This window comes from Flavobacterium sp. CSZ, from assembly GCF_015350725.1.
Classification (GTDB): domain Bacteria; phylum Bacteroidota; class Bacteroidia; order Flavobacteriales; family Flavobacteriaceae; genus Flavobacterium.
The window spans coordinates 155,232-180,955 of sequence record NZ_JADKPQ010000006.1; the positions used below are offsets into that span (position 1 = coordinate 155,232).

At 36.4% G+C, this 25,724-nt stretch carries 15 protein-coding genes; 5 read left to right on the plus strand and 10 right to left on the minus strand.

Annotation, left to right across the window (positions count from 1 at the left end):
- The first annotated feature begins 190 nt into the window (after nucleotides 1-190).
- From IRZ78_RS08965 to IRZ78_RS08975, 3 genes are all read left to right on the plus strand, one after another.
- Complete coding sequence (locus IRZ78_RS08965) at nucleotides 191-565, plus strand: hypothetical protein (protein WP_194616197.1); 375 nt, start codon at nucleotides 191-193, stop codon at nucleotides 563-565.
- Between the two features lie 198 nt (nucleotides 566-763).
- A complete protein-coding gene (locus IRZ78_RS08970; protein ID WP_228520416.1) occupies nucleotides 764-1,165 on the plus strand; it encodes a hypothetical protein in 402 nt (133 codons plus the stop codon).
- 30 nt (nucleotides 1,166-1,195) lie between these two features.
- Nucleotides 1,196-1,477, plus strand: coding sequence for a PrgI family protein (locus tag IRZ78_RS08975; RefSeq protein WP_194616198.1), 282 nt, complete (start codon nucleotides 1,196-1,198; stop codon nucleotides 1,475-1,477).
- Between the two features lie 456 nt (nucleotides 1,478-1,933).
- Here the strand turns inward: IRZ78_RS08975 and IRZ78_RS08980 are convergent, their stop codons facing one another.
- The 5 genes from IRZ78_RS08980 to IRZ78_RS09000 all read right to left on the minus strand — a co-directional run bounded on the left by IRZ78_RS08980 (nucleotide 1,934) and on the right by IRZ78_RS09000 (nucleotide 9,524).
- Nucleotides 1,934-2,308, minus strand: a complete 375-nt coding sequence (locus tag IRZ78_RS08980; protein WP_194616199.1) for an STAS/SEC14 domain-containing protein — start codon at nucleotides 2,306-2,308, stop codon at nucleotides 1,934-1,936.
- A 550-nt stretch (nucleotides 2,309-2,858) separates the two neighbouring features.
- Nucleotides 2,859-4,631 carry a RagB/SusD family nutrient uptake outer membrane protein gene (locus IRZ78_RS08985; RefSeq protein WP_194616200.1) on the minus strand — a complete coding sequence of 591 codons (1,773 nt, stop codon included), beginning with the start codon at nucleotides 4,629-4,631 and terminating at the stop codon, nucleotides 2,859-2,861.
- 3 nt (nucleotides 4,632-4,634) lie between these two features.
- Nucleotides 4,635-7,919 carry a TonB-dependent receptor gene (locus IRZ78_RS08990; RefSeq protein ID WP_194616201.1) on the minus strand — a complete coding sequence of 1,095 codons (3,285 nt, stop codon included), beginning with the start codon at nucleotides 7,917-7,919 and terminating at the stop codon, nucleotides 4,635-4,637.
- Between the two features lie 73 nt (nucleotides 7,920-7,992).
- Entirely contained in the window at nucleotides 7,993-8,916 is a 924-nt protein-coding gene (locus IRZ78_RS08995) for a FecR family protein (protein ID WP_194616202.1), read from the minus strand.
- Between the two features lie 83 nt (nucleotides 8,917-8,999).
- Entirely contained in the window at nucleotides 9,000-9,524 is a 525-nt protein-coding gene (locus IRZ78_RS09000; protein WP_194616203.1) for an RNA polymerase sigma-70 factor, read from the minus strand.
- Nucleotides 9,525-9,790: 266 nt separating this feature from the next.
- On the opposite strand from IRZ78_RS09000, the gene IRZ78_RS09005 reads away from it, so the two are divergent.
- Nucleotides 9,791-10,849 carry a phosphatidylinositol-specific phospholipase C1-like protein gene (locus IRZ78_RS09005; RefSeq protein ID WP_194616204.1) on the plus strand — a complete coding sequence of 353 codons (1,059 nt, stop codon included), beginning with the start codon at nucleotides 9,791-9,793 and terminating at the stop codon, nucleotides 10,847-10,849.
- Between the two features lie 274 nt (nucleotides 10,850-11,123).
- Here the strand turns inward: IRZ78_RS09005 and IRZ78_RS09010 are convergent, their stop codons facing one another.
- Nucleotides 11,124-13,067, minus strand: coding sequence for a metallophosphoesterase (locus IRZ78_RS09010; RefSeq protein ID WP_194616205.1), 1,944 nt, complete (start codon nucleotides 13,065-13,067; stop codon nucleotides 11,124-11,126).
- A gap of 340 nt (nucleotides 13,068-13,407) precedes the next feature.
- Between IRZ78_RS09010 and IRZ78_RS09015 the strand changes: the two genes are divergently transcribed.
- Nucleotides 13,408-13,782, plus strand: coding sequence for a hypothetical protein (locus tag IRZ78_RS09015; RefSeq protein ID WP_194616206.1), 375 nt, complete (start codon nucleotides 13,408-13,410; stop codon nucleotides 13,780-13,782).
- 91 nt (nucleotides 13,783-13,873) lie between these two features.
- On the opposite strand, the gene IRZ78_RS09020 is transcribed toward IRZ78_RS09015, so the two are convergent.
- From IRZ78_RS09020 to IRZ78_RS09035, 4 genes are all read right to left on the minus strand, one after another.
- A complete protein-coding gene (locus IRZ78_RS09020; protein WP_228520417.1) occupies nucleotides 13,874-16,750 on the minus strand; it encodes an RICIN domain-containing protein in 2,877 nt (958 codons plus the stop codon).
- A 130-nt stretch (nucleotides 16,751-16,880) separates the two neighbouring features.
- Nucleotides 16,881-18,503: a glycosyl hydrolase family 18 protein gene (locus IRZ78_RS09025; protein ID WP_194616207.1), complete on the minus strand. Its 1,623-nt coding sequence runs from the start codon at nucleotides 18,501-18,503 to the stop codon at nucleotides 16,881-16,883.
- A 191-nt stretch (nucleotides 18,504-18,694) separates the two neighbouring features.
- Nucleotides 18,695-21,370, minus strand: a complete 2,676-nt coding sequence (locus IRZ78_RS09030; RefSeq protein ID WP_194616208.1) for a beta-1,3-glucanase family protein — start codon at nucleotides 21,368-21,370, stop codon at nucleotides 18,695-18,697.
- Nucleotides 21,371-21,490: 120 nt separating this feature from the next.
- Nucleotides 21,491-25,384 carry a family 16 glycosylhydrolase gene (locus IRZ78_RS09035; protein WP_228520418.1) on the minus strand — a complete coding sequence of 1,298 codons (3,894 nt, stop codon included), beginning with the start codon at nucleotides 25,382-25,384 and terminating at the stop codon, nucleotides 21,491-21,493.
- Nucleotides 25,385-25,724: the final 340 nt, after the last annotated feature.

A 25,724-nucleotide genomic window follows, 5' to 3' on the forward strand; every position in this document is an offset into this window, starting at 1 on the left:
AAACATTTAAAAAAAATATCATGAAAACTACAGATCAAAAAAACAGCAGCACCTCGACATCCGGTGCAAAGTCTATGGACAAAAAAAATAGACAAAAAAGAAACATCTCCAAAAAGAGAAACTAAACCAAATGAAAAGGATGCGAAGAAGCCTTCGGCAAAGAAGTAATTAATTCTAAAGTATATTAACTATGGAAAATGAAAACAATAAAAATTACGGTCAGGAAAATCGTGATTTTAATCAGGACTTAGACACACTTATTGATAAAGAAAATGCTAATCAGGGTGAAAAATACCAGATTCAGGAAGAATTTATCGATGATGTAAATCACCAGACAAACGATTATAACAGAAACGAAAATAATCCTGGCGGAGAACCTATCCTAAACGGAGAAGATCAAATCACGAATGATGACGATCCCGAAGATTTGGATAATGCAGTAGAAAAAGACGGCGATCTGGATGATGATGATTCAGAAGATGATGAAAATCTGAGAGATATTGAAGAGGATTTAGACGAGGTATCCCACGATCCTTTTCCGAGTACAAATCCGGAAAATTTCTAGAAATCATGAAATATTATAGTTAGATAACCGTTAAGCACTTAAAACTTAACGGTTATTTTTTGTAAATTGAAATCTGAAATTTGCTATAAAATTCTATAATAAAAAATTAAAACTATGTAATCTATTTAAATGCAAATTGATGTAATTTTAAGCTATTGGTTTTAAACAAATTATAATCGCTTAAGAAAATGCATTTGTATGATGGAGATAACAATTCAAATTGTCTGGTTGTTTGTTCTGGCTATCCCGATAGCTTGCATCAGCTGGACTGTAACGCATGAAGAAATATTTAAAGAGCCTCGCGAATGGTGTGTAAAACATTCTAAAAACGATAAGACAATTTTGTCCAGAAAGGTTTTTTATCTCTTTACCTGCGAATACTGTTTTAGCCATTATGTCACAATTGCTTTTTTAATCCTTTGTAATTATAAACTTTTGCTAAATGATTGGCGTGGCTATATTTTGGCAGGATTTTCGCTTGTTTTTATGGCTAATGTCTATATGAGCCTTTTTGCTTTATTGAGACAGGCTATTAAAAAAGAAAAAGTAGAAATCGAAAAAATTGAGAACCAGACAGATGGCGATAAGCTATCTGCATAAAAAAAGTATAACTAAATAAATTGAAAACTTATGGAAAATTTAAATTTTATAGATCCATTATTACACGGAATTACCCCTGAAAAAACAAATAACAAAATACCAAACCTTTCTGCAAAACAGCTTGCCTGCGCTGGAGTTAGTTCTCTTATAGTTGGCGCTGTACTAAAAAAAGCGGGACAAAATAAAGTAGGGAACCTTATTGGAGGTCTTGCTTTACCATTATTGGCGTCAGCAGCTTACAAACAATTTACTAAGGTATCTAAAGCAAAGAAAGAACTTACTGATAGTAGTGGTATCGAATACAATCACTAAAAATTTCTTTTAGTTTAAATAAGAAACCAAAAAAAATATTTGTCAGCCACGAATTCACGGATCATGCTACATCATCAGCTAGAAAGATTCCTGAATTCGTGGCTTTTAAATTTTGGAAATAAAAAAAGCCTGAATATTTACAGGCCATTTACATTCTTAAGATTCAACTTAACTTCTATTTTTTAGTGGGACTTTTTACGGTATCCAATCGAACAGGATTAGCTGTTGGATCTGATAACTACTTTAGGCGTATTGGGTTGTTGTTGTCTCCCTGTTCCTGCTTTTTGTACTGTATTCTCTTTATGGGCAAGATTTTTTACAGTATCTTAACCCACAGCATTAACCCTTGGATCTGATACTGGGGGTAAAAACATAAACCAATTTTAATTTAAAGCCTTGACATCTGAGCTAATGTACTTCAATTAAAATCAATTTATAAGCGTATACTGCCAATGATTATTTAATTTGAATATTTCCTTCGACCCAATTTAAAGCTTTGTTGAATTCTAATTTTTTAAATCCTTTAAATTCTCCGGGAACGACAAAACTAAAACCGTTTGTAAAAGTTATGATATCGTCAGAATCTGTTACAATTGCTGCCCTATTCCATTTTCCTAAATGTTTTAATCCTAGTAAAGCATCCTGCAACCAGGCACCGGCTGTAAAATTCTGAATATCAGTGTCGAGAACTAATAAAAAGTTGACTTCGTTACTTTGCTTAACTAAATGCTCTACAGCGGGAACAACTACGCTAAGAAAGTCTTCTTTTGTTACTTCGGCCAAAGCTCTAAAAGCTACAATATTGTCTGTTGTATCGATTTGATGTATCATTTTATGTGATTTTTTTGAATTATTGATTCTTGAATTTTTATACTTTTTGAAATTTTCGAAGGGTTGAAAATTACTATCAAATTTAGTTATAGAATTGGTTTTGAATCTTATAAGATCTCGGTTGAGTTTTATATTATAACTACTTTGTTTTTGAGGTGTAAAGGTTCGGAGGTTTTCTCATTGTGGGTTTTGCCTATGAAAGATGCATTTTTATTCTTGAAAGATAACCCCGGTAAATCCTCTTTTGAAAACTACACGCACATAAGGAATAGAGCTAAGTTAGCGAAGTAGCAGCGAAAGCCCGACAGTATCCCGATAAGAGGGCGTATACGCGCAAGGTAACTTTTTCCTCCTATCGGGATGGTGAATCCCCTATTGTTAAGGCTCTGAGATACTATGATGAAAGGTTCTAATTTTTTTTAGCGCTTGAGATTAGTTGTAAAGGTTCAAAGGTTTTTACTTTATGTATAACCTTGAGAACTAAAAAGACAAAAGCCTGTCTCTTTCGAAACAGGCTCTTTGTAAAAAAAAATAAACTAACACAAAACTTTTAATTATATCCTTGATTTTGTTTGAATACCTTTTGGTCAATTACGGTTTGTGGAATTGGAAATGCTCTTCTAAAGGGTTGAGAAGCAGCTTTTGCAGTTCCGGCTAAATCGAATTTTCCAAAACGGATACTTTGTGGTCTTCTTTGTAATTCCCAGTACAATTCGAAACCTAATTCTTTGTACAATTGCGCTGCATCTAAAGACGTAAGGGCTTTCCCCGGAGCATTACCAAATAATGACTCTCTTTTTCTGCTTGTACGCAGTGTATTAAGATCGATCATGGCTAAACCTGTGCTTCCTTTTCTAAAATAAGCTTCGGCTCTCATGGCATAAATTCCTCCTAAACGGAATAATGGAATATCGACATTACTGTTACCATTTCCTCCTTCAGGATCAAATTCGTATTTAAAAACACGGGCTCCCTGATTGATTTCGTTTTGAGCAAAAACAGATTTAGTAGGGTCTGCAAATGTTAATGATGGGGTAAAATTCATTCTTGTACCGGTACTTTTTTCCATAAATAATGGAGAAACTTTGATACGGTTACCTACCATTTCAAGAGATCCTGAAGGCAATAATATTGGGCCGTATTGAAGTCCTGCCTGGATTCCTCTGTTGAAATGGAACCATGGCAAAGCCGGGCTGCTTTTAGGTACGATATCTGTTGCAGGAACACTTACATCTGTACCATCGTTCATGAACCATGTACCATCAGCATATTGGTAATGTTGTTCAAATCGTGGATCGTCATGATTGCCATCCCATGATGCGTAGAATTCAGGTGTTGTACAAGCTGCATTTGTTCCTCTGTTTGCAGCAGATGTTCTCTGGTTACGCTCCATACACACATATGCAAAACTGTTTGAACCGTTACGGATGTAATCTATTTTTTGAGAAATGGCAAAAATAAGCTCTTTACCGTTATTGTTGTCTCTTGCAAAGTTTTTGAAAAAGTCACTTTCTAAACTGAATTTTCCTGAATCGATTAGTAACGACGTGTAATAAATAACACGATCCATATCTGTTCCTGCGCTTCCTGTTACAGCTGGTTCATTGAAATTGAAATTTGATGATGCATTGTAACGATCTTTGAATACAGCACGATTTAAATACATGTTGGCTAAAAAAGCATAAGCGGCTTGTTTGGTAAATCTTCCCTGATAGGTTCTCTGCGTTCCAATATCAGCTAAATCAGGAATTAAAGCCTCAACATCTGTAATTAATTTATCTATTTGAGTATCAGCTTTTAAAATTTGTAAAGTCGCTTTTGCATCCATTGGATCTTTATATGGAGCCTGTGCGTATAAATCCAAAGTGGTATACGTGTAAAAAGCCATAAGTGCTTTTGCTTCTGCAGCATATAATTTCTTTTCGGGAATTGAACTTTGTTCAGCCGATTGTATAGCCGTTATACAACGTGTAATACCATTTGTTAATAAATCCCAGTTACCTACAATGATTGAATTGGTAGAGCTCCAGGTAAATTCGTGCATATCTCTCCATTTTCCGCCATCTCCCCAGTCACTTCCACGAGTTGGTAAAATAGCTTCATCTGTAGTGTATTCCTGCATGGCAAAAATGGCTCCATGATCAACGAAAGTTCCGTCACCCAATCTGTCATAAGCCGCAGCAAGTGAACCCGCTGGATCTGAAACTGTATTTCCAGGTATTTCATCTAAAAAAACTTCATCCAGATCAGTACAGCTGTTTAGTAGAAAAATAAAAGAAAATAATGTTAAAAATTTTATGCTTAATAATGTCTTTGTCTTCATAATTTATAATTTTAAAGTTGCTCCGAAACTGAACGTTCTCGAAGTTGGATAAGCTGCGTAATCAATTCCAATAGATTGGTTACCGTCGGTTGCTTTAGGCGTATTTACTAATGGATCAAATCCTGTATAATTTGTAATTGTAATTAGGTTATTTCCTGTAACATAAAGTGTTAAGCCATTAATCCAGTTCAATCCTTTCAAATCAAAATTGTAACCTATACGTGCCGCATTTAATCTTATAAAATCAGACTTTTCTAAGAAAAGCGTAGACAAAATTGGTGAGTTTGTTGGATTTGCCCCTGACTCATAATATCCTGTTGCCACGTTACGATCTGATGCTAAGTTGTTAATATTCAAAGCATTTAATCCTGTATTATTCAACAAATAACCGCCCGTTTGCCCAATAATTGAGAATGAAAAACTAAAGTTTTTATATCTCATATCACTGTTGAAACCGTAATAAAAAGTCGGTAAAGCTCCTTCGATAATAATCCTGTCGCTGTTATCAATTTTACCGTCTCCGTTCTGGTCTTTAAATACGTTTGCTCCATTTTGATCAAAACCAGTGTGCTCTAACAAATAAAATGAACCAGCCGAATAACCGCTTTTGTAAATATTAGCATTAACCCCTGATTGTCCAGGACCAGAAATAGCACCTGTTAAGATCTCTGAAAGCGGTAAGTTTTCAATTTTGTTGTTTAATGTTGATCCATTCACATCAACATTCCAAGTGAAATCTTTTCTATCGATGATTTTAGAACCCAGCATAATCTCAATACCCTTGTTAACAATTTTACCGTCGATATTTGTCCAAATAAATTTTGTCTGACTCAAAGGAGTTGAAGGTATATACAAAATAGCATCTGTAGTTGTTTTATTAAAATAGTCTACAGTTCCATAAAATCTGTCATTCCACAAATTAAAATCAAGACCTACATTATATTGTGTAACAACTTCCCATTTTAAATCTGGATTTGCTGTTCTGGAAACAGAAACACCATTTACAAGATTTAAATCATCATTTAAATAATATCCGTCCGGGCCAGCCAAAGAGTAACTTGCCTTAGTTTGTTTATTGGGTACTTCTTGATTTCCTGTTTGTCCCCAGCTTGCTCTAAGCTTTAGGTTATTGATTGTTTGAGAATCTTTCAGGAAATTTTCATTAGAAATATTCCATCCTAAAGCAAATGAAGGGAAATAACCATATTTGTTATTATCTCCAAAACGTGTAGAACCATCAGCTCTCATAGAAGCTGTTAATAAGTATTTATTATCAAAACCGTAATTTAATCTTCCAAAATAAGACTGCAATTCGTTTTCCTGAGCATAACCTGTTGTACCAGACTGCGTTCCTGCAAAACCTGGATTAATAGACGGTTTTACACCTGCTCCCTGCGCTGAAATTCCATCAATACTGAAACTTGTTCCTGATCTTTCAAATTTTTGATAAGAGAATCCGCCAAGAACTTCAAATTTATGTTTATCGAATGCCTTATTATAAGTTAGATAATGCTCAACCAAAGAATTTTTTGAATCAAGATTGTTCTGAACATATTTACCTTTTGGATTTAAATCGGTAAGGTTGGGATAAATTGTAGTATTTCTTTCTGATGTAGAGCGATCTACGCCAATATTTAATTTATATTCTAATCCGTCAATAATTCTCAAAGAAGCCTCTAGATTTCCTAAAACTCTTAATGTACGCGTTTGATCCTCATAAATACTTAATAAATAAGCTGGGTTATAATGTGCGTTCATATTAAAATTGGTGTACTTTCCGTTAGCATCAAAAACTGATCTTGTTGGGTTTGCCATCAAAGTATGCACAATCAATTGTCCGTTAGAACCACCGTCATCACTTGTAGGAACGCCATCATCTGTAGTCTGGCTCGCAGTAAGATTCAGTTTTACTTTTAAACGTTTGTTGTCTAAAAATGATTCAGCAGCATTAATTCTACCCGAGAGACGTTTGAAATTACTGTTATGAATAATACCTTCCTGATCCATTTGTGCAACAGATGCATAATAATTTCCTGATTCTGTTTGTTTTGCAAAAGATAAAGCGTTGTTTGTAGTAATTGCAGATCTAAAAATTACATCCTGCCAATCTGTGTTTCCGCCATGATCAAATGCTTTATCTTTTATAGCGTTTCTATATTGGCCTGCATCTAAAACATCTAATTTATGAGCAACAGTAGAAACTCCCATATAAGAGTCAAAGGTTAATGTTCCTTCGCCTTTAGATCCTTTTTTAGTGGTCACCAAAACAACTCCGTTAGATCCTCTTGCTCCGTAAATAGCCGCAGCAGATGCATCTTTTAAAACTGTAATCGATTCGATATCACTTGTATTCAAAAAGTTTAATGGATTTTTTGCCGTTGAACCTCCAAAACCAACATTAGTTCCGGCAGGGCTTGTATCATCATTAGACAATGGCATACCATCAACAACAAATAAAGGTGTACTTCCGCTTCTGATAGATCCCACTCCACGAATGGTAACGTTTACACCAGCACCAGGTTCTCCGCTTGTATTCACAACGCGAACACCGGCTACTTTTCCTTGTAATAAATTATCAACAGAAACGTTTACACCTTGCTTAAAATTAGCTGCTTCTAATTGTGTAACAGCTCCGGTAACATCTTTTTTGGCTTGTTTTCCGTAACCCACAACTAAAACCTCACTCAATTCGGCAGTGCTTGGTTCTAATTGAACAGTCATAAAACCAGACTGTGCAGCAAGAACTTTTGTTGTGTAACCTACATAGGAAACTTCGATATTTTTTCCTTCTCCTACAGAAAGTTCAAATACCCCGTCAAAATCAGTAACAGTTGAGTTTGAAGACCCACTTTCGATTACTGTTGCCCCCGGAATTGGCAATTTGCTTTCGTCAACAATTTTTCCTTTTACTCTAATTTTGTCAACCGCTTTTGCAGGAACTGCTCTTGGCAAAACTGCTTTTTGAATTAAAACCAATTTACCATTAATGTTGTAATTGAAATTGGCTTTTTTAGAAAGATCACTTAAAATCAATGCCACAGATTCATTCGTGTAATTTACTGTATACGTGGTATTATCAGCGATAATAGCTTGTCCGTAGCTGAATTTATAATCGGTTTGCGCGCTCAATTTTGAAAAAATAGAAACAAGTGTAGCTTTTTCTATTTTATTTTCTATTTTTGATTTTTTTAATGAATTAGTTTTACTAAAACCACTCTCAATGGTCAGTAACGCTAGTACTAAAAAGATGAAACTCTTTAGATTTAAATAAGAAGGTTTAAAATACATGATTTAAGTTATTGGTTTTTTTACGATACTTAATGATAAATGGCAGTTGTTCTCAGCAACTGCTTTTTTGTTTTTAATCCACTTTTACTATTTGGCCATAAACTTTAAATTTTAGGTTTGTGATATAATTTATTTGTTCTAAAACATTCTCTAATGATGCGTCCTTCTTTATGAACACCGTTAATGGCGTTGCCAATACGAGCTTGTTATCATACTGAAATGAAACTCCGTATTTATATTGTAAAACCGTAATTACTTGTTTTAAAGTAGTTTGATTGAGCGTAACATCTGTATTGTACCAATTGACCAAATACGATTTTTCAGCCATTTGTTTGGTTAATTTTTGTGCGATAAACAAAGCTTCTTCGTTTGGAACCAAATCTACGCTCTGCCCTTTTACAGAAACATTTACTTTTCCGGTCACGACAATTACCTCACATTTTGATTTTGACATTTGAATGTGAAATGAAGTTCCCACCACTCTGGTTTTAATTTCGCCTGAGCTAATAATAAAAGGATGCTTTTTGTCTTTGGCTATTTCAAAAAATGCATTTCCTTTTAGTAAAGAAACTTTTCTTTGTTCGCCCATAAATTTTTCAGGATACTGAAATGATGAATTTGCTGCCAGATAAATTTTCGAGCCGTCACTTAATTGGATAGATTTGGGGGTATCTGACGTTTTAAATGATAATTGCTTTTCGGCTGTAGTAACTGGTTTAAAGTAAAACCCTAAACCAACCAGAAAAAGAATGCTGGCAGCTGCCATATATTTTAAGTAAGGATTGAAGTTTTTCTTCTTTCCTATTCGAATTTGGATATTGTCGTAAATATCATGAGCCACTTGGTTCGGATTTCCCATGGAAGATACATCCCACTTTGATTTTTGATATTCGCTAAAAGTAAAATTATGCAACAAATCTTCTTCTGCTCTTGAAGTTTTATGTCGGGAACTTTTATCGATAAGATATTCTAAACTGTGCTTGATTCTTTTTATCATAATACTTGTTATTACCAATAAGTACCAGAAATGCAAAATCATACTATCGCCAAATATTATGAAACTATTAACAGAAAGTTATCTTAAAAATTTTGTTTAAAAAAGATCATTGGAGCTAGCCAGGCAAGGTCTTTTAAGCCTTCACGCAATTGTTTTAAAGCCGAAGAAATTTGATTTTTTACCGTTTGTTTCGAAATTCCAAGCTCTTCCGCAATCTGATCAATTGACATATCCTGAAATTTGTACATTAGTAAAACTTCTTTTCTCTTCTCCGGAAGTTTATCTAATAAGCAATACAGTAAATCCATTAATTCAGGATCGATCGAACTGAAATTATCAATAATATAATCTTCGAATTTATCCTCGAGAATCGTCTTGTCGAACTTGTTATTTTGGTAATGTTTGAAGACCTGATTTTTTACGGCCCTGAATAAATAAGGTTCGATGGCATTTATAGTAATGTGGTCTTTTCGTTCCCATAAATCAATAAAAACATCCTGCACGATATTCTGCGCCAAGTCTTTATCCTGAGTCATCGTATAAGAAAATGCATTAAGCTTTTTCCAGTAATCATTATACGCTTTTTCAAAAATTTCAGGGTTTTTCATAACTTTTTTCAAGACTGTTTGGTGATGTAAAATAATAAAATGTTATACCAAAGTTTTTTGCCTGAAGGTTATCTTTAAATTAAATAAAGAATTATTTTGATGTATAAATACTACTATTTCCGGGCAATGATTACAATCAGGTTGCGATTTCTTTCTTTTTAAATAACATAAAAATCAAATCCCGTCTTTACATTAGTGTTTTCTAAAAATGGTAATTTTCTTGTGCTGCGTCCTCAGTATTAATAAAAATTACACTTCTTAAAACCATGAAACAAATTCTGTTTACCTTATTTCTTGCCGGCGCCCTACATAACAGCGTACAGGCACAAAACGACAATCTAAAAATCAATCAAATACAAGTAATAGGTTCACACAATAGTTACCGCCAGAATATCGAACCCGATTTATACAATCTTATTCAGGCAAAAGATACATCGCGTTCCTTAAAAGGATTGCAATACACACATATTTCAATTACTGATCAATTGAATAAAGGTTTAAGAAATCTCGAAATTGATGTTCAGGGCGATCCTAAAGGCGGGAAATATGCACACCCAAAAGGATTGGATCTGGCAAAATCTGAAAAAGTTTATGACCCAAATGGAGAAATGAACAAACCGGGTTTTAAGGTCTTTCATATTATCGATATTGATTTTAGAACCTCTTGTTACACTTTGCAAAGCTGTCTTGCAGAACTAAAAAAATGGTCTGATGCCAATCCTGATCACATTCCGGTTTTTATTACTCTGGAACCCAAAGATGATGATAGTTTTTTAGGTACAAAATCTGAGAAATTTACACCTGAATTGTTCGAAGCTTTAGATGCTGAACTTCGCAAAGGTCTCGGCAATAAACTAATCACTCCGGATATGGTTCGCGGAAAATACAAAACCTTAGAAGAAGCAGTCCTGCACAACAATTGGCCAACGCTGAAAAAAGCAAAAGGTAAATTTTTATTTATCTTAGATAATAACGGAGCCAAAAGAGATTTATACGCCCTGAATCATCCATCCTTAAAAGGACGCGCCGCTTTTATCTGCGCAGAACCAGGGAAACCGGAAGCCGCAACTTTAATGATCGGCAATTCTGAAGATCCAAAAATTACCGATTTAGTCAAAAAAGGATATATCATTCGTACAAGAGCAGATTCAGATACAAAAGAAGCCCGCAAAAATGATTACACTCACTTTGAAGCTGCCAAAAAATCGGGCGCACAAGTCATTACAACCGATTATTATCTGCCAAGTACTCTCTTCGATTCTCCTTATCAAATTAAGTATGATGATGGTAGTTATGTGAGAGTTAATCCGGTTACTGGGGAGTAATAGTTTCACTTTTATTTTGTTTCAGGTTTCAAGTTTTGAATGGTATAAAACCTGAAACTTTTTTATGGCACGCAGATCACACCGATTTATACCAATCAAGACGGATTCTTTACACAAAGTCATTGCGAGGAACAAAGCAACCTTACTAACAATAAGAGAAAAAGCTTGATTTAGCAAATGTAATTGCTTCTTTACTCGCAATGACAAAAAGAATAAAATCCGCGACAATCCGCGCTTTGACCAAAGCAAATCCGTATGATCCGTGTGCCATTTATCAATTCAAACTTTTAATTTTTCCACTCTTCAAATCAACACTAAAATGATCCGCAGCAACTTCATGCATGAATTTATTAAATATAATCAGGAACAATCGCATTTGGTTTTGCAATAATTTTTCTTTTGATGCATCTTCTTTATGATTTTCGAAAAACAGCTGAGACAATACTTTATATTGTTTGGCTCTGGCAATTCCAACATCTACTAAAGCTAGTTCATCGGCGCTTCTGAAACGGTAAAAATCGACCAACAAATCATAACCTGTCCAATTGAAATCTTGTTTTTTGAGATTGTTTTGAGCCAAAATTTTCTCAGCAATACTTTGCGCTTCTGCCCATTGTTTTTTGAAATTTTCTTTATTTTTCAGAATTACATCAAAATCTTTATCCGACTGAATATTGGCTAAAACCAATAAATCTTCTCCTGAAACATTCAGTATGAAATTCTTGAAAGATTCTGGCCAATCGTCTTTCAGAAAACGCAAACGAACCAATTCCTTTAGATGAAAATCGGTAAAATCATGGTAGTTTTTAGTTTTTAGGATATCAATATTCCAAATGTCTTTTGTGTTTTGACTTTCTAAGAATTGATACTCCATTTTATACAAATCAAAAAGCTCGTTGTATCCTGGAACTTCATCAATTGTAATGGTTTGAATGTCAAGAAGATTGTCTTTTTTGATCGTTAATAATTTGTATGCCGGTATATATGCCGCCAAGGATGGCGTCTGAATATTCACCAAAGTATTTCCTTTTGCTGTGGTTCTGATTCCTGTATCATTGATATGCATATGCCCGCCAAAGTGAATCTTCAATCCAACATCAGCAAAAACCTGCGCTACTTCCTCAACCGGAACGCGGTTGAGTTGCCATTTATTTGGTCCAAGCAACTCTTTTATTTCCACCGAAGCGTCATCATTAAAATCAATCATCGGAAAATGACTAAAAGCAATCAAAGTTTTGCCTTGTAGTTTGGCTTGCTCTGAAATTTCTTCGACCCATTTTATCAGGTGTTTTTTGTTGGAAAGTACATTGTTGTAACCCGTACTTGCTTCTAAATAGTTTTTAGAATCTTTAGGATCTGCGTCATTATTTTTTGGAATATAAACATTCCCATCAATTGCCATTAACCAAAGTCCGTCGAGAGGCTCAACGAGATAACTTACATCCGGAACTTCAAATCCAGGGGAAACATTATACACTCTATTGGATAATAAAGCGGCTTGAGATGCTTTTTCGAAGCTATAATTCTGAGATGTATACCCAGAAAAAGGTGTCGCCCAGAACTTATATTTTTTATTGGGATAAAAACCAAAGTTTTTCAAATTCTCAGTAATTCCCAAATAACCCATTTTAGCAATATCGGCGGTAATAACAACAGGCTGTTCGATCGTTAAGTTTGGCTTATACAGGCCTTCTTTGCTATAAATGGGTTGGCTTTTTCCTTCTCTACCTAAAAAATCTTCTTTGCCGGATTCCTGTGCAAAAGGTCCAACGGGATCATGATTTCCAGTAGTAATGAAGAACTCTATATTGTATTTTTTTCTGTACTTATCTAAAATTTTCTCTAAGCCTCTTACGTGAATTGGCTGACCATCATCTGTGTAATCTCCCGGAAGTGCCACATATTTTATCTTTCTTTTTGCGATATCTTCTAAAGCGGCTATAAAAGCAAAATAATTTTCATTGAAAATTCGGGTCGAATGCAGCTGAGACGCCATTGTTCTCATTAACGTATATTTTCCGTTTTTCGTATTCAGAATGCCTTTATAATCATTATCAGAAAATGTTCCGTACAGATCCTGTAAGTGAACATCGGATAAAAAAGCAACCTGAACGCCTTCCAGATTCTTTGTTTTTTGTGCTGAAATTGTGGTATTTAATAAAATAAAGAACAGAAAAGCAAGGTAATTTTTATAGTAGGAAGTAAATTTTAAAATCATGGGTTAGGCTTTTGCAAATGAGGTTATAAAAAGATTTGCAATTTTAGGAATTAAAAGTCGAAATACCTTTATCGTATTGTTACGGAATGATAATTATTAGTGCTTTGCCGTGATGTTGATTTAAGCGCGAGGTGGGCTAAGATTTACGCCAAGTTCGCAAAGTTTTTTTTGAAGCTGGCTAGTAATTGCAGGCAAAGTCGCGAAGGCGCAAAGTTTTTATTTTCTTTTCGACCTTACTCGATTAAAAAATAACCCTTTCGAACTTGGCGTAAAACCCTGTGTGCCTTGTGTTTATTTTTTTTTTATTAAATTTATAAATCATTTTCAATTCAGATCAATCATGGAAACAAAAGATGGAAAACAAGCCATTTATGCCAAGACCAGAAAAGAATGGCGAGATTGGTTACAAGAAAATAATCAAACAGAGAAATCTGTCTGGTTGATTTTATATCATAAAAAAAGCAAAGTAGAAAGCATTAATCTTGTTGAAGCAACCGAAGAAGCTTTATGTTTTGGATGGATTGATAGTTTGTGTAAAAAACGAGATGTCGAAAGTTTTTATCTCACCTTCACGCCCAGAAATCCAAAGAAAAGTAAATGGAGCCAACCTAACAGAGATCGTGCCCAAAGAATGATTGAGCAGGGTTTAATGACCGAACACGGACAAAAACTTATTGATATTGCGAAGGAAAATGGGAAATGGGAACCTGTATAAAAAACAATCTTGCCATTTCTGACAAGATTGTATTAACCTTTCTCAAAGTCTACAAGTTTGACAAAGGTTCAAATAAACATAACTAACAATATTATTTCTTTAAAAAACGCCTCACAATTTGTTGACCCTCTTTCTGAAAAACAATCAAATAAACACCTCTGTTTAAACCTGAAACATCGATATTATTATCCTGGATTTGCTGGGTCTTAACCAAAATTCCGTTTTGAGAGTCAACAATTGAAACGGTTGCTCCTGTTACATCTCTTGTAAAGAAAAGCGTATTGGCTACCGGATTTGGATATACATTTAATGCAATGGTATCTTCTTTTTCTTCCGTAAGAATCGATGAAGATTCAGCAATTATGCCCTCAGCAACAATTCTGGTAATTTTGATCCAGTTGATATTTACAGCACTAACCTGAATGTAGATTCCAAAATTATAAGTTCCGGCATTTACCTTTACCGTTTGCGTAACGGTTTGCCAGTTTTGCCATCCTGCTGTATTTGGAATATCAACATTACCTAAAATAGTCGTTCCTGCGTTTAAATCAGATGATATTCTGGCGCCGGATACAGCACTTGCAATTCTGTATTCTATTAAATAAGAACCACTAGTTGGGAAATTGATATTGTTATACGCCAGCCAATCTCCGGTATCTGTATAAGCAACGTTTAAACCTCCGCCTGAATCTGTGGTCGTTTCAGTTTGAATTCCGCTCATTGCAGCATAATCTTCAGCCTGAATTAAAGTCGAACCTTGTGATGCTGTTGTTGCAATTAATCTCCATTCTGCGCAAGTCTGATTGTTATTGTCCCATTGCTGTACATTGGCACCATTTGCAGTACTTGCTCCCGCAACCTCAACCACGCGCCCACTATGTCTGGCAATTATTTTATAAAATCCATCACCAGTGGCAACTAAAACAAACTGTTGATTGGTGGTTCCGTTATATGGATATTGCTCTACATTGGCTCCATTAGCTTTATTAAAACCATTTACATCAAGAGATTGTCCGCTATGATTGGCGATGATTTTATACAATCCGTCACCTAAATGTGTGAAGGTATATTTTTGATTGTTTCCAGAATTTGGTGTTCCCTGCGCAATATTTGCTCCGTTGGATAAACTGTCACTCCAAACATCCATATTCAAGCCACTGTTTCTATTTTGTAAAAAGAAAGTTTGATTTCCTAAAGTGGTAACTCCGTTGGCAAGAATTCTAATAGAAGTTACTTTATCATTCCAGGCCGCATTCAAACAAGAATTATCAGAATTGATTACCGTGGAGGCTCCTGTGAAATTATCATCCTGATACAAAATTGCCTGAAATCCCTGCGTGATTTTAAGCGAAGAAATATCATCATTTAAAACACCCAATGAATTCAAACGTGCCATATTATAATCTCCAATGGTTAAACCGCCTGAAAATCCAGTATAATTACAATCTTTATAAACGGTAATCACATCTGTCGACGCACTTATATTTCCTCCCGGGGGAATCGTTCCTGTAATGGAATAACTTCCGATAGAACCATAAGCCGAATAACCGCCATAACCTGCATTTCCTGCTCCTGTACCATCAACCCCAATAAAGTATTTACCCGCTGGTAAATTGACATTCATAGAAGCATTTAAAGCAAAAGGATCAGAGTTCCAATAGGTTCCCATTTCGGCTCCGGCCGAATTATACAAACGAATTAAAAGATGAAGATTTCCGTCTCTTCCAACCGTATTAGCGTTGATCGAAACATTTCCTCCACCAGTTGTAAATGAGAAGAAATCATAATCGGCTTCACTTGAAATGATACCGCTTTTTTGATTAATAGCTCCACTTGCGTTATAATCTAAAGTAGCTGCCGAAGCTGTGGTATTTCCGTAATCATCGCCTCTGTAGCCTACCCCAAATTTAGAGCCAGCAATACTCGCTACATCATCCTGTTTGTTATTGGCAAAATCATATTCGCCTTTACTCCATTGTACAACTGGTCTGTAATAACCCGCTCCCATAATAGGAGCCCATGAAGTATTATTTATTCCTACGAAATAGTCTTCTGCAGGATTGGTTCGTCCATCATGACCCAGATCAAAAGTATGTCCTACTTCATGCGCAGAGGCATCTCCACCAGATTTACCCGAAGTAATAAATACCCAACAAGGTACATCATTGTCCCAATTGAAGGAACCAATATATGCAACGCCTCCCGCCCCCGGGGCTGCAGTATTGGTTGGAGTTACCACCACACGCATTCTTCTGTTTCTTGGATACAAATTATAAACGGCTTCACTCGTTGTAACATTCAGATTAAATGGTCTGTAATCTTCAGATACTACTTCCCAATGTTGTTGTACATCTGCATCACTCATTCCTGATGGTGAGGCATTTATGGCGTTTCCGTTATTCCAAAGATTTCCTGCCGGCATATTATAACCGTCGAAATCTAATAATATACAACCTGCTGCGCCTGGCAAACTTTGCAAATTCAGTAAAGCCGGAGCAATTGCAACGGCTACTTTACTGGTTGTTCTATTCGTGTTTTCAGGAACATTTTTATAATCAATACAAACCAAAGTATTGATATCAACTTTCAAAACAAAAGCATTTCCCTGAGCATCTGAATAATATTTGTAGGCTTCTTTTGTCTTCTTTAAAATAATATGACCTTCCAGCGATTTGTCCCTCACTTTGATATAAAAAGAAGATTCTGCAACATTGCTGATTTCTCCAATCAAAAATTCACTTGAAATATTTGATTCTTTATAATTTATTTTTCCATTAAAGTTCTTTGAGTTGTCTATTTGAAGTAAAACTGTTTTTTCGGTACTCTTTGAAGTTGCAGAACTGACCAATTCTTTCTTTAGTTTATTCATAAAAGTTTTGCTCGAACCTAACGAAGTCTGTGCAATTGCAAAACTTCCAAACGCGATAAACAAGAGTAGGCTTAATCGAAATTTGTAATTGTTTTTCATATAAAATTTGGGGATTTGAGGTTACAATTTGCTAAAATATTAACCGCAAAGCGCAAGGTTATACGCAAGGTTCGCTAAGTATAGGCTTTTCGAACTTTGCGTATTTTCTTTGCCAACCTTGCGCTTAAAACTATTTTTTAATGAAACGTCTTACGGTTTGTGTGCCTTCTTTTTCAAAAACAATCAAATAAATACCTGATTTTAAAAGAGAAACATCTATACTATTGTTATTTACTTTTGACCCTGAAACAACAGCGCCGGTTTGAGAATCGATAATACTCACATTGGCATTGCTTACATCCTGAGTAATAGAAAGTGTACTATCAACAGAAGTTGGATATACATTTAAAGCGACAAACTCTTCTGAAGATGCAGATTTTGCTGCTAAAGCTGAAGCTGATTTGGTGATTCTGAACCAATTGATATTGACACCAGAACTTTGTATAAATATCCCGAAATTGTACGTTCCGGCATTTACATTGACCGTTTGAGATACCGTTTGCCAGTTTTGCCATCCTCCTGTATTAGGAATATTTACATTACCTAACTGGATTGTACCTGCATTTAAATCAGATGATATTCTGGCACCGGTTACGGCACTTGCCACTCTATATTCGATTACATAATTTCCTGAAGTTGGGAAATTAACATTCGAATATGCCATCCAGTCGCCTGTATCTGCGTAACCAACATTAAGGCCTCCGCCCGCATCTGTAGTGGCTTCTGTCTGAATACCGCTCATTGAAGAATAGCTTTCTGCTTGTATTAAAGTTCCTGTTCCTGGAGGATTACTCCCTGTAATAACCTGATTTACGGCTGTCAATAATGATTTAGCACCAGTCGCATCCTGAGACAATTCCCAAATCATAACTCCGCCCGCATTCTGAATCGCGAATGTTGTTTTGGCTTTAATGGTTGGAATTCCGTTATAATAAATCGTGTTCCCTACCTGATCCAGATTTTCTGCTCCCGGATATTGCGCTACAATATTAGCATAAGAAATTCCCTGATTGGCAGAAGCTCCAAAACCATATCCGTAAAACGGAAGTCCAATAATGGCTTTGCTTGCCGGTAAACCTCTTCCTGTCCAGTAATTAAATTGGTTTACGGCCATACTATACGGAGAATGTTGTCCAGGGTTTCCCGGTTGCCAAGGTCCTGTTGCATCATACGCCATGATATTAATCCAGTCAAAAGCTGCAAAAGTAGATGCAGGTACATTTGCACCACCATATCCTTCTGAGAGCGCTGCCGAAATTAGCTTTCCATTAGCATGCAATTTCGCCGCAAGTGCTATGACAAATCCTCCATAATCGCTATTAATGGCCGGACCTTCTAAATCCATATCGACACCATCAAAATTGTGAGCCACAACATAGTCATAAATTTTTTGGATAAAAGCTGTTCTGTTGGCAGCTTTAATCAAATTGAAATAGTTATCACGAATAGCGCCTCCTTCAGAAACTGATCCTCCTCCAAGAGAAACAAAAACTTTTACGTTTTGTGCATGTGCTGCATTAATGATGGTGTTACTTCCTGAATTAAAAGACAGATATCCATTGGCATCAGGATTTTCGAAAGCAATATTAATATGGGTCAGTTTACTGTACTGAACGCTGCTCGAAAAGGCATTCAGGTCTACCCAATTTGGGATATAAGCGATAACTTTCTTCTGGGCCATAGACAAATTGAAAACTCCCAATACTAAAATAAGGATCCATTTTAGTGGCATTCTTTTGTAATTGTTTTTCATAGGTTTTTGTTTAAAGGTTAATAAAAATGGTAATTAATTAAAGAAAAGACTCGAAATAATAAATTCCAATTTGTTTTAAATTCCAAAATCTAGTTTTTTCAAACTTCGTATTTCCTATTTACCAGGCTTCGAGAAGTAAAGTCATAGTTAGAATTTGGAATTTATCATCTTGAGTCTTTTACATCATTTAATTATTTTTTGATAAAACGTTTCACCGTTTTTTGACCGTCTTTTTCAAATACTATCAAATAAATTCCGCGTCGTAAATACGAAACATCTAAACTGTTATTATTGACTTTTCGTTCTGAAAATACAGTTCCTGTCTGAGAATCTACAATGCTTACATTTCCTCCACTGACATCTGTAGTGATGTAAAGTGTGTTTTCAACCGGACTTGGATATATGTTCAAAGCTGTTTCAACATCTTCTTCTTCTTCAACCACTGGAGCCTGAGCCGTTTTAGCCGTTAAACCTGCGCTTACTTTTGTAATTTTAATCCAGTTGATATTGAGTCCCGTATTCTGAATATAGATTCCAAAATTGTACGTTCCTGCATTTACATTTACCGTTTGAGCTACCGTTTGCCAGGTTTGCCATCCTCCTGTGTTTGGAATATCCACATTGCCTAAGACAATGGTTCCTCCGTTTAAATCAGACGATAATCTACCCCCGTTAACAGCACTTGCAACACGATATTCGATTAGATAAGAACCAGTCGTTGGAAAATTAATACTGTTATAGGCCAACCAGTCGCCCGTTTCTGTATAACCAACATTTGATCCTCCTGCGGTATCGGTAGTAGCTTCTACTTGAATGCCGCTCATGGCAGAATAATCTTCGGCCTGAATTAAAATAGAACTTTGAGAAGTCGTTGCCGGAACCAGTTTCCATTGTCCGCATGTTTGATTGTTATTGTCCCATTGTTGTACTACAGCGCCAGAAGCGGTACTTGCTCCTGCAACCTCAACGATTCTGCCGCTATGTCTGGCTACAATTTTGTAAAATCCGTCGCCTGTTGCAACCAATACAAACTGTTGGTTAGTTGTTGCATTGTATGGATATTGCTCTACTTTGGCACCATTGGCTTTATTAAAATTATTTACATCCAGAGATTGACCGCTATGATTGGCTATAATTTTGTACAATCCGTCGCCTAAATGCGTGAAGGTAAATTTCTGATTGTTACCTGAATTCAAAGCTCCCTGATTGATAGCTGCACCATTGGATAGATTCGCATTCCAGACGTCCATGCATAAATTGCTGTTTCTGTTTTGAAGATAAAAGGTCTGATTATTCAAAGTAGTTGCTCCGTTTGCCAGAATTCTAATCGAAGTTACTTTATCATTCCATGTGGTATTCAAACAAGCATTATCAGAATTAATTACAGTTGAAGCTCCTGTAAAATTATCATCCTGATATAAAATCGCCTGAAAACCCTGAGCCACTTTAAGCGAAGAAATATCATCGTTTAAAACCCCTACAGTATTCAAACGCGCCAGATTATAATCTCCAATGGTCAATCCGCCGGAAAATCCGGTATAGTTACAATCTTTATATACTGTAATAACATCAGTTGTAGAGGGAACCAAAGGTGTTGATCCAGCATATCCGCCAAACGTAGCAATCACTTTAGTAGGTTGTGTGGTATGAAGCGATGGAGACTGATCAGCCACATCATCATAAGCAAATCCGTACGCCAGATTATCAACACTTATTCCCGGTAAATGCCAGAATTTAGAATAATGATTCGTTGGGTTTACCTGATAGAATTTCGAAGCATCGTACCAGTTTTGTTGCCCAGGATTTGGCGTCGTCACATTTACCACATGACGGTTAATGGCAGCCGTTAATTGCGCCTGAACCACAAGATCTAGATCTCCGTCGACCAATCTTCTGTCCAGAACGCCTTTTCCTTCAAGGGCTTCCTGAGTCGAAGGTCGGCTTTGAACTCTTCCTGTTCTTCCCACAAAACCTCCTGATTGTCCCACAACTTCAAGTTGTTCTCCAATCACTCTTCCTTTAAAAACTCCTGCATCACCTGCATAAAAAATTAAATCTTCATTTTTATATTTGTTCCAAATGGCATCAATATAAGATTTTAGATAATTCGCCTGAGCCCCTACAGAAGTTCCTCCGGTTCCATCGGCGAAGGCGGGAGTTTTTGATGGCGCCGTAATTTCGCCCGTTACATCATTTACACAACCTTGAAATTCTGATGGTACATTGGCTTTGAAAGCCGCCACAATATCGGCGTGTTTTTTTAATTCACCCACTCTTTTCTGATATCCATTAGCACCGAATAATTCTAATCCCATTGGGTATTTATACGAATCGACTCTGGATGGATTTCCAAAGAAACCATATTGATTGTTCGTTAATTCGATAATTTCATATAAAATGCCCTGATTCGGGTCAGTAGCATTTAACGGATTTGGCGAGGTATATCCCGAAGGAGCTCCGTTTGCACCAAAAAAGTAGAAATACAATTGTTGTCCTTTGGCAATAAAAACCCTGCAACCTGCAATTTGAGGCAGCGTAAAAGTCTTGTTTGGGATTTCGCTTAATTTGGTAAAACAATTGGCATATTTTGAGTTTTGTCCCGGTCCGGTATTCCCCCCAATTGTAGGTCCTGTAACGGTATTGTAAGAAGCGCTCATAGGCAACACCTGACTCGTTTTGGCGTTGACCCAAACGTGATTTCCGGTATTGTAATCAATACCCACTATGGCGACGTACAATTCGTTGTCATTAAATGTTGACGTATTACTTATCGTAAAGGGAATTGGGCCCTGCCCGTACATAAAATTGCATAGCAATGCCAGAAGCAATGCGGTAAAAAACCTTTTTTGTAATTTAAAATTTCTCATTGTTTAATTTTTTTTGGGTTAATAAACTTGTTTTTAATTCATTAGTAAGAATGAGAAAATTATAGGTATAAAAAGTTGGGTGTAACTATTAAGGATCATTACACCCAACCGGGTTTTAGATTATTGCTTGATCAGTTTTTTTGACCAGCTTTTTTGATCGGATTTAAAGTTCACAATGTAAATTCCCTTTCTAAGTTTACTCACATCGATCAGGTCTTCCTGAGTATCAGCATTCAATTTTTTCTCTATTAGCAAGGTTCCTGAATCATCATAAATCGTTACCACTTTGTTGTTTAATTCACCAGGTATTGCCAGCTCAATATAATTGCTTGCCGGATTGGGATATACCGCAAATGCAGTACTTCTTGCATGAGTTTCTTGAGTTACAACCGCAGCTTTTTTGGCAGTAGAAGCAGACCCGTACGCTTCGATTTCGAATAAAGAATATCCGTATGGAGCCAAAGCTTTCGCCGTGCATAAAACTCTAATGTATCTTCCGGTTCCACTCACCGTCAAATCATCAGTTCCCCCGTCGCTTGCCGTTTGTGTATTTATAGTTTCATTTTCGGTGAAAACATTATCGGTCGAAATTTGTACTTTATACTGAGTTGCAAAAGCGGCTTCCCATTTTAATACTACACGATTGATGTTGTAATTACTTCCTAAATCAACATAAATCCATTCACTTGCATTGACAAAACTACTTGCCCATCTTGTTCCTGTCTCTCCATCTGTGGCTTTCGCCGAAGAATAAGTTGCGTTTTCTTCTGAAGAAGCTAAAGTAGTTTTGGCTAAAGCCAAATTGACATTGTTAGTAGGAGGCGTACTATTGCGAACAATAACATCACTAAAAACTCCTGTTGCCAAAGTTCCGTTTGCGTGAGAAGTTACCGCCATTCCCACATAAATGGTATTGGCCATAACAATTGTTCTTGGCGTACCCAATTGTGTCCAGGTTGAACCATTATCTGAGGTATAAGATGTAAATACATTTCCTGCTCTTGTTACACGAAGCCATTTTGGAGCCGTTCCTGTAGCTGTCTGAGCTGTTGTGATTCCCGAAACAGTATCTCTGGATAGAAATTCTACTCCTGCTGCGGCCGTAATATCGGTCATAGCGTGTTTAGAACTTGGCGTCAAAGTTTCACGGAACATTACTCCTGCTTTTGCGTAAGTGTTGGTATTGGTTAATGAATTTACTTTGGCAATAATTTCAGCATCGCCTGTAATGGATTGGTTTACAAACTGAAATTGATCGCTCGATTCCCAAATATCAGTTCCCGATCCTTTTATGGTGAAAGTTCCGCTGGCATGAGTGGCTTCTCCGGCTGGATTTACATCTCCTAAATCTGAACTTATCCAAGGCGCTGGTAAAGTTGCCGGAGGATTTTCTGTTCCCACTAAATTTACTGCTCTGATATTGTCAAAATAATAGGTATTTCCTGAGTTCGTTCCCGGTTCAAATAAGAACACAAAACGATTTACTTCAGTATCCAATGTCGATGCATCCGGAGCGCTCGCATAAGTAAAGGTAATGGTATGCCAGGTATTGGTTTGTTTTACAACACCCTGATAAATACTATGTCTTCCCACCGGATAATTGGAAGGAACCGATGCGCTGCTTTCTGCCTGCCATGAAATTACTGATCCAACCGGCGCAGAAGTATACACATCCATAGCAAATTTCTTGGTTCCGCTTTTAAAATCTCCAATATTATTTAAAGTGGTATTGAAAGAAAAGTTATCGTACAACTCTGTGGATTTTCTAACATATTTTCCAACGTTTGTAGAGGTATTGATTCCACTTACGCTTGGATTTGGCGTGTTTGCTGTATAGGTTCCAATGGCATCTCTAAACGTGATATTGTGCACTGTTTGGTAATCTTCATAAACTACTCCGGGCGTAAAAGTGTCCGGTAATTTGGTTGAACCAATTCTGATATTATCAAAATAATACGTGTCGTTTGTAAAAGAACCTGAATTGGCTAGTATCACCATTTGGTTTACCGCCAGATTGGATGTTCCGGGATCCGGACTTGAATTGTAGTAGAAAGTCAGGGTTTCCCATTGATTTTGTTTGGTTGTAATCGCTACATAATTACTATTTCTTCCCGTGGGGAAATTAGCAGGAAGCGACGTTGCGCTATTCTCTAAATTCAGACTGACCACTGTACCAATTGGCGCGGTAGTATACACATCGATCATGATTTTATTGGTCTGATTTTTTAGTAAACCTGCATCTTCGATATTGCCTTGCGTATTAAAGAAAAGCACATCGTATTGTTCTGTAATATTTCGAACATATTTCGCCACATTTGCAGAAGAGTTAACCGCATTTACTCCCGGATTTGCCACAACAGAATATACTCCGGTTGTCGTTCCTTTAATTATTTTATTGATACCATCATAGTTTTGTAAAACATCTGTAGCAATAATTGGTTTTTCCAGAGCAGCTCTTGTAAGCAAATTATCAATATAATACGTCGTTGCGGTATTCGAATTGGATTCAAAAAGAAATACTACATTATTAATTGTTAAAGCACTTGTATTGGCATCGATTACTTTTTCGAATTCAAATTCAATGGTTTCCCATTTGTTCTGAACCGTAGTTGTGGCTTTGTAACCGCTGTGTCTTCCTGATGGGAAATTCGTGGCTGTGGTTACCAGACTATTTTCGAGTTGCATCGAAATTTTTGTACCAACAGGCGCCGAGGTATAGATATCAAAAGAAAGTTTTTTTCTGCCATACACATAATCATTCGCATTGCTGATCGTTACATTTTTGATATTTAAAACATCGTATAATTCAGAAGCGTTACGAACATATTTCCCCACCAAAGCCGATGTGTTGATTCCTGTAGCCGATGGATTTGCAACAGCTTCTGTAAGAACTCCTGTTTTAAGTCCATAAACAACATTTCGATTCGATTGAAAATCTTCGTAGATTCTCTCTACCGGTAAAGGCACTTCGGTAACCACGGCCAATTTATAAGTATTTCCAGCACATCCTGAAACGCTAGTGGCTACAGAAACGTCTCCGCCAGTAGTTCCCCAATTCACAGTGATTGTATTTGTTCCTTGCCCTGAAGTAATGGATGCTCCTGCCGGAACGGTCCAGTTATAAGTCGCTCCCGCAATAGCATTGATAGAATAGGTTTTACCTGTTTCGTTATGATACACTTTTGCATCGCCTAAAACGCCATAGGTAAAACTACCGCTGTAAACACGAACATAATCTACCTGGAGTTTTGCCGGAAAGTCAGCCGGAATTGGCTCTACACCTACTCCGTTTACACTTGTATAAGGCGTTCCCCCGCTACCAACAGCCAGATTTAAAATAATATAAAACTGTTGATCATTAAAAGGCCATCCGCCATTTACAGTCGTATTAGGTGTTGCGGTATGAAATAAAGTATCGTCTATAAACCATTTGATAATGTTTGGTCCCCATTCTACGGCATAAACGTGAAATTCGTTAGATAAATCAGTTGTTGAAGAATAACTTCTTCCGGTATAATGATAACCGCCTGCGTCATAATGAAGCGTTCCGTCTACAGATTTTGGGTTTCTGTGTTTGGCTTCCATAATATCAATTTCACCAGTAAAAGGCCAGTTTGAAGTTCCTGCCGGTAACATCCAGAAAGCCGGCCACGCGCCCATTGCGTTAGATAATTTCATACGGGCTTCGATTCTTCCGTATTTGATGGCATATTTACCTTCTGTTGTGAGTTTGGCCGAAGAATACGGCTGCGAGGGAAATGCCGCATTGGGTTCGTATTTTGCCTGAATGTTCAAATAACTGTTTGTTCCTTCCTTGACAATGGTTGCCTGACCAGGATCGTAACGTTGGGCTTCGGCATTTCCGAAACCGCAAAGCGATGGACAGCCGTTTCCGGAAATACTTTGCCATTTGGTCGCATCTACCGTTGTCCCGTTAAATTCATCTGACCAAATTAAAGTGTTGCATTGTGAGTGAACTTTTAAAAGTGGAAATAATGCCAGAACCAGTAACATTAAACACCTTTTTAATACATTGTAATTGCTTTTCGGTGGTCGGCCGAAAAAAGAGTCTTTTTGCTTCATTTGTCTTTAGGTTATTTGTTAGTAAAGATTATTAGCGCAATAAATACCTGCTTTGTAAAAAACAGATTATATTGTAATAATAAAGGGACAATATTAACAAATAAATCAGGCAAGACTTACATTTTTGAATACGGTTTGACTACGGTGTTTGCAAAAAAATGTAATAATTAGCCCGCAAAAAGCGTAAAACTACTTGAGATTTTACTTAATAATAAAACGAGATATGAAATGTGCCTTTAGACACTAAATATTGGTAGAGAAACACAATTGA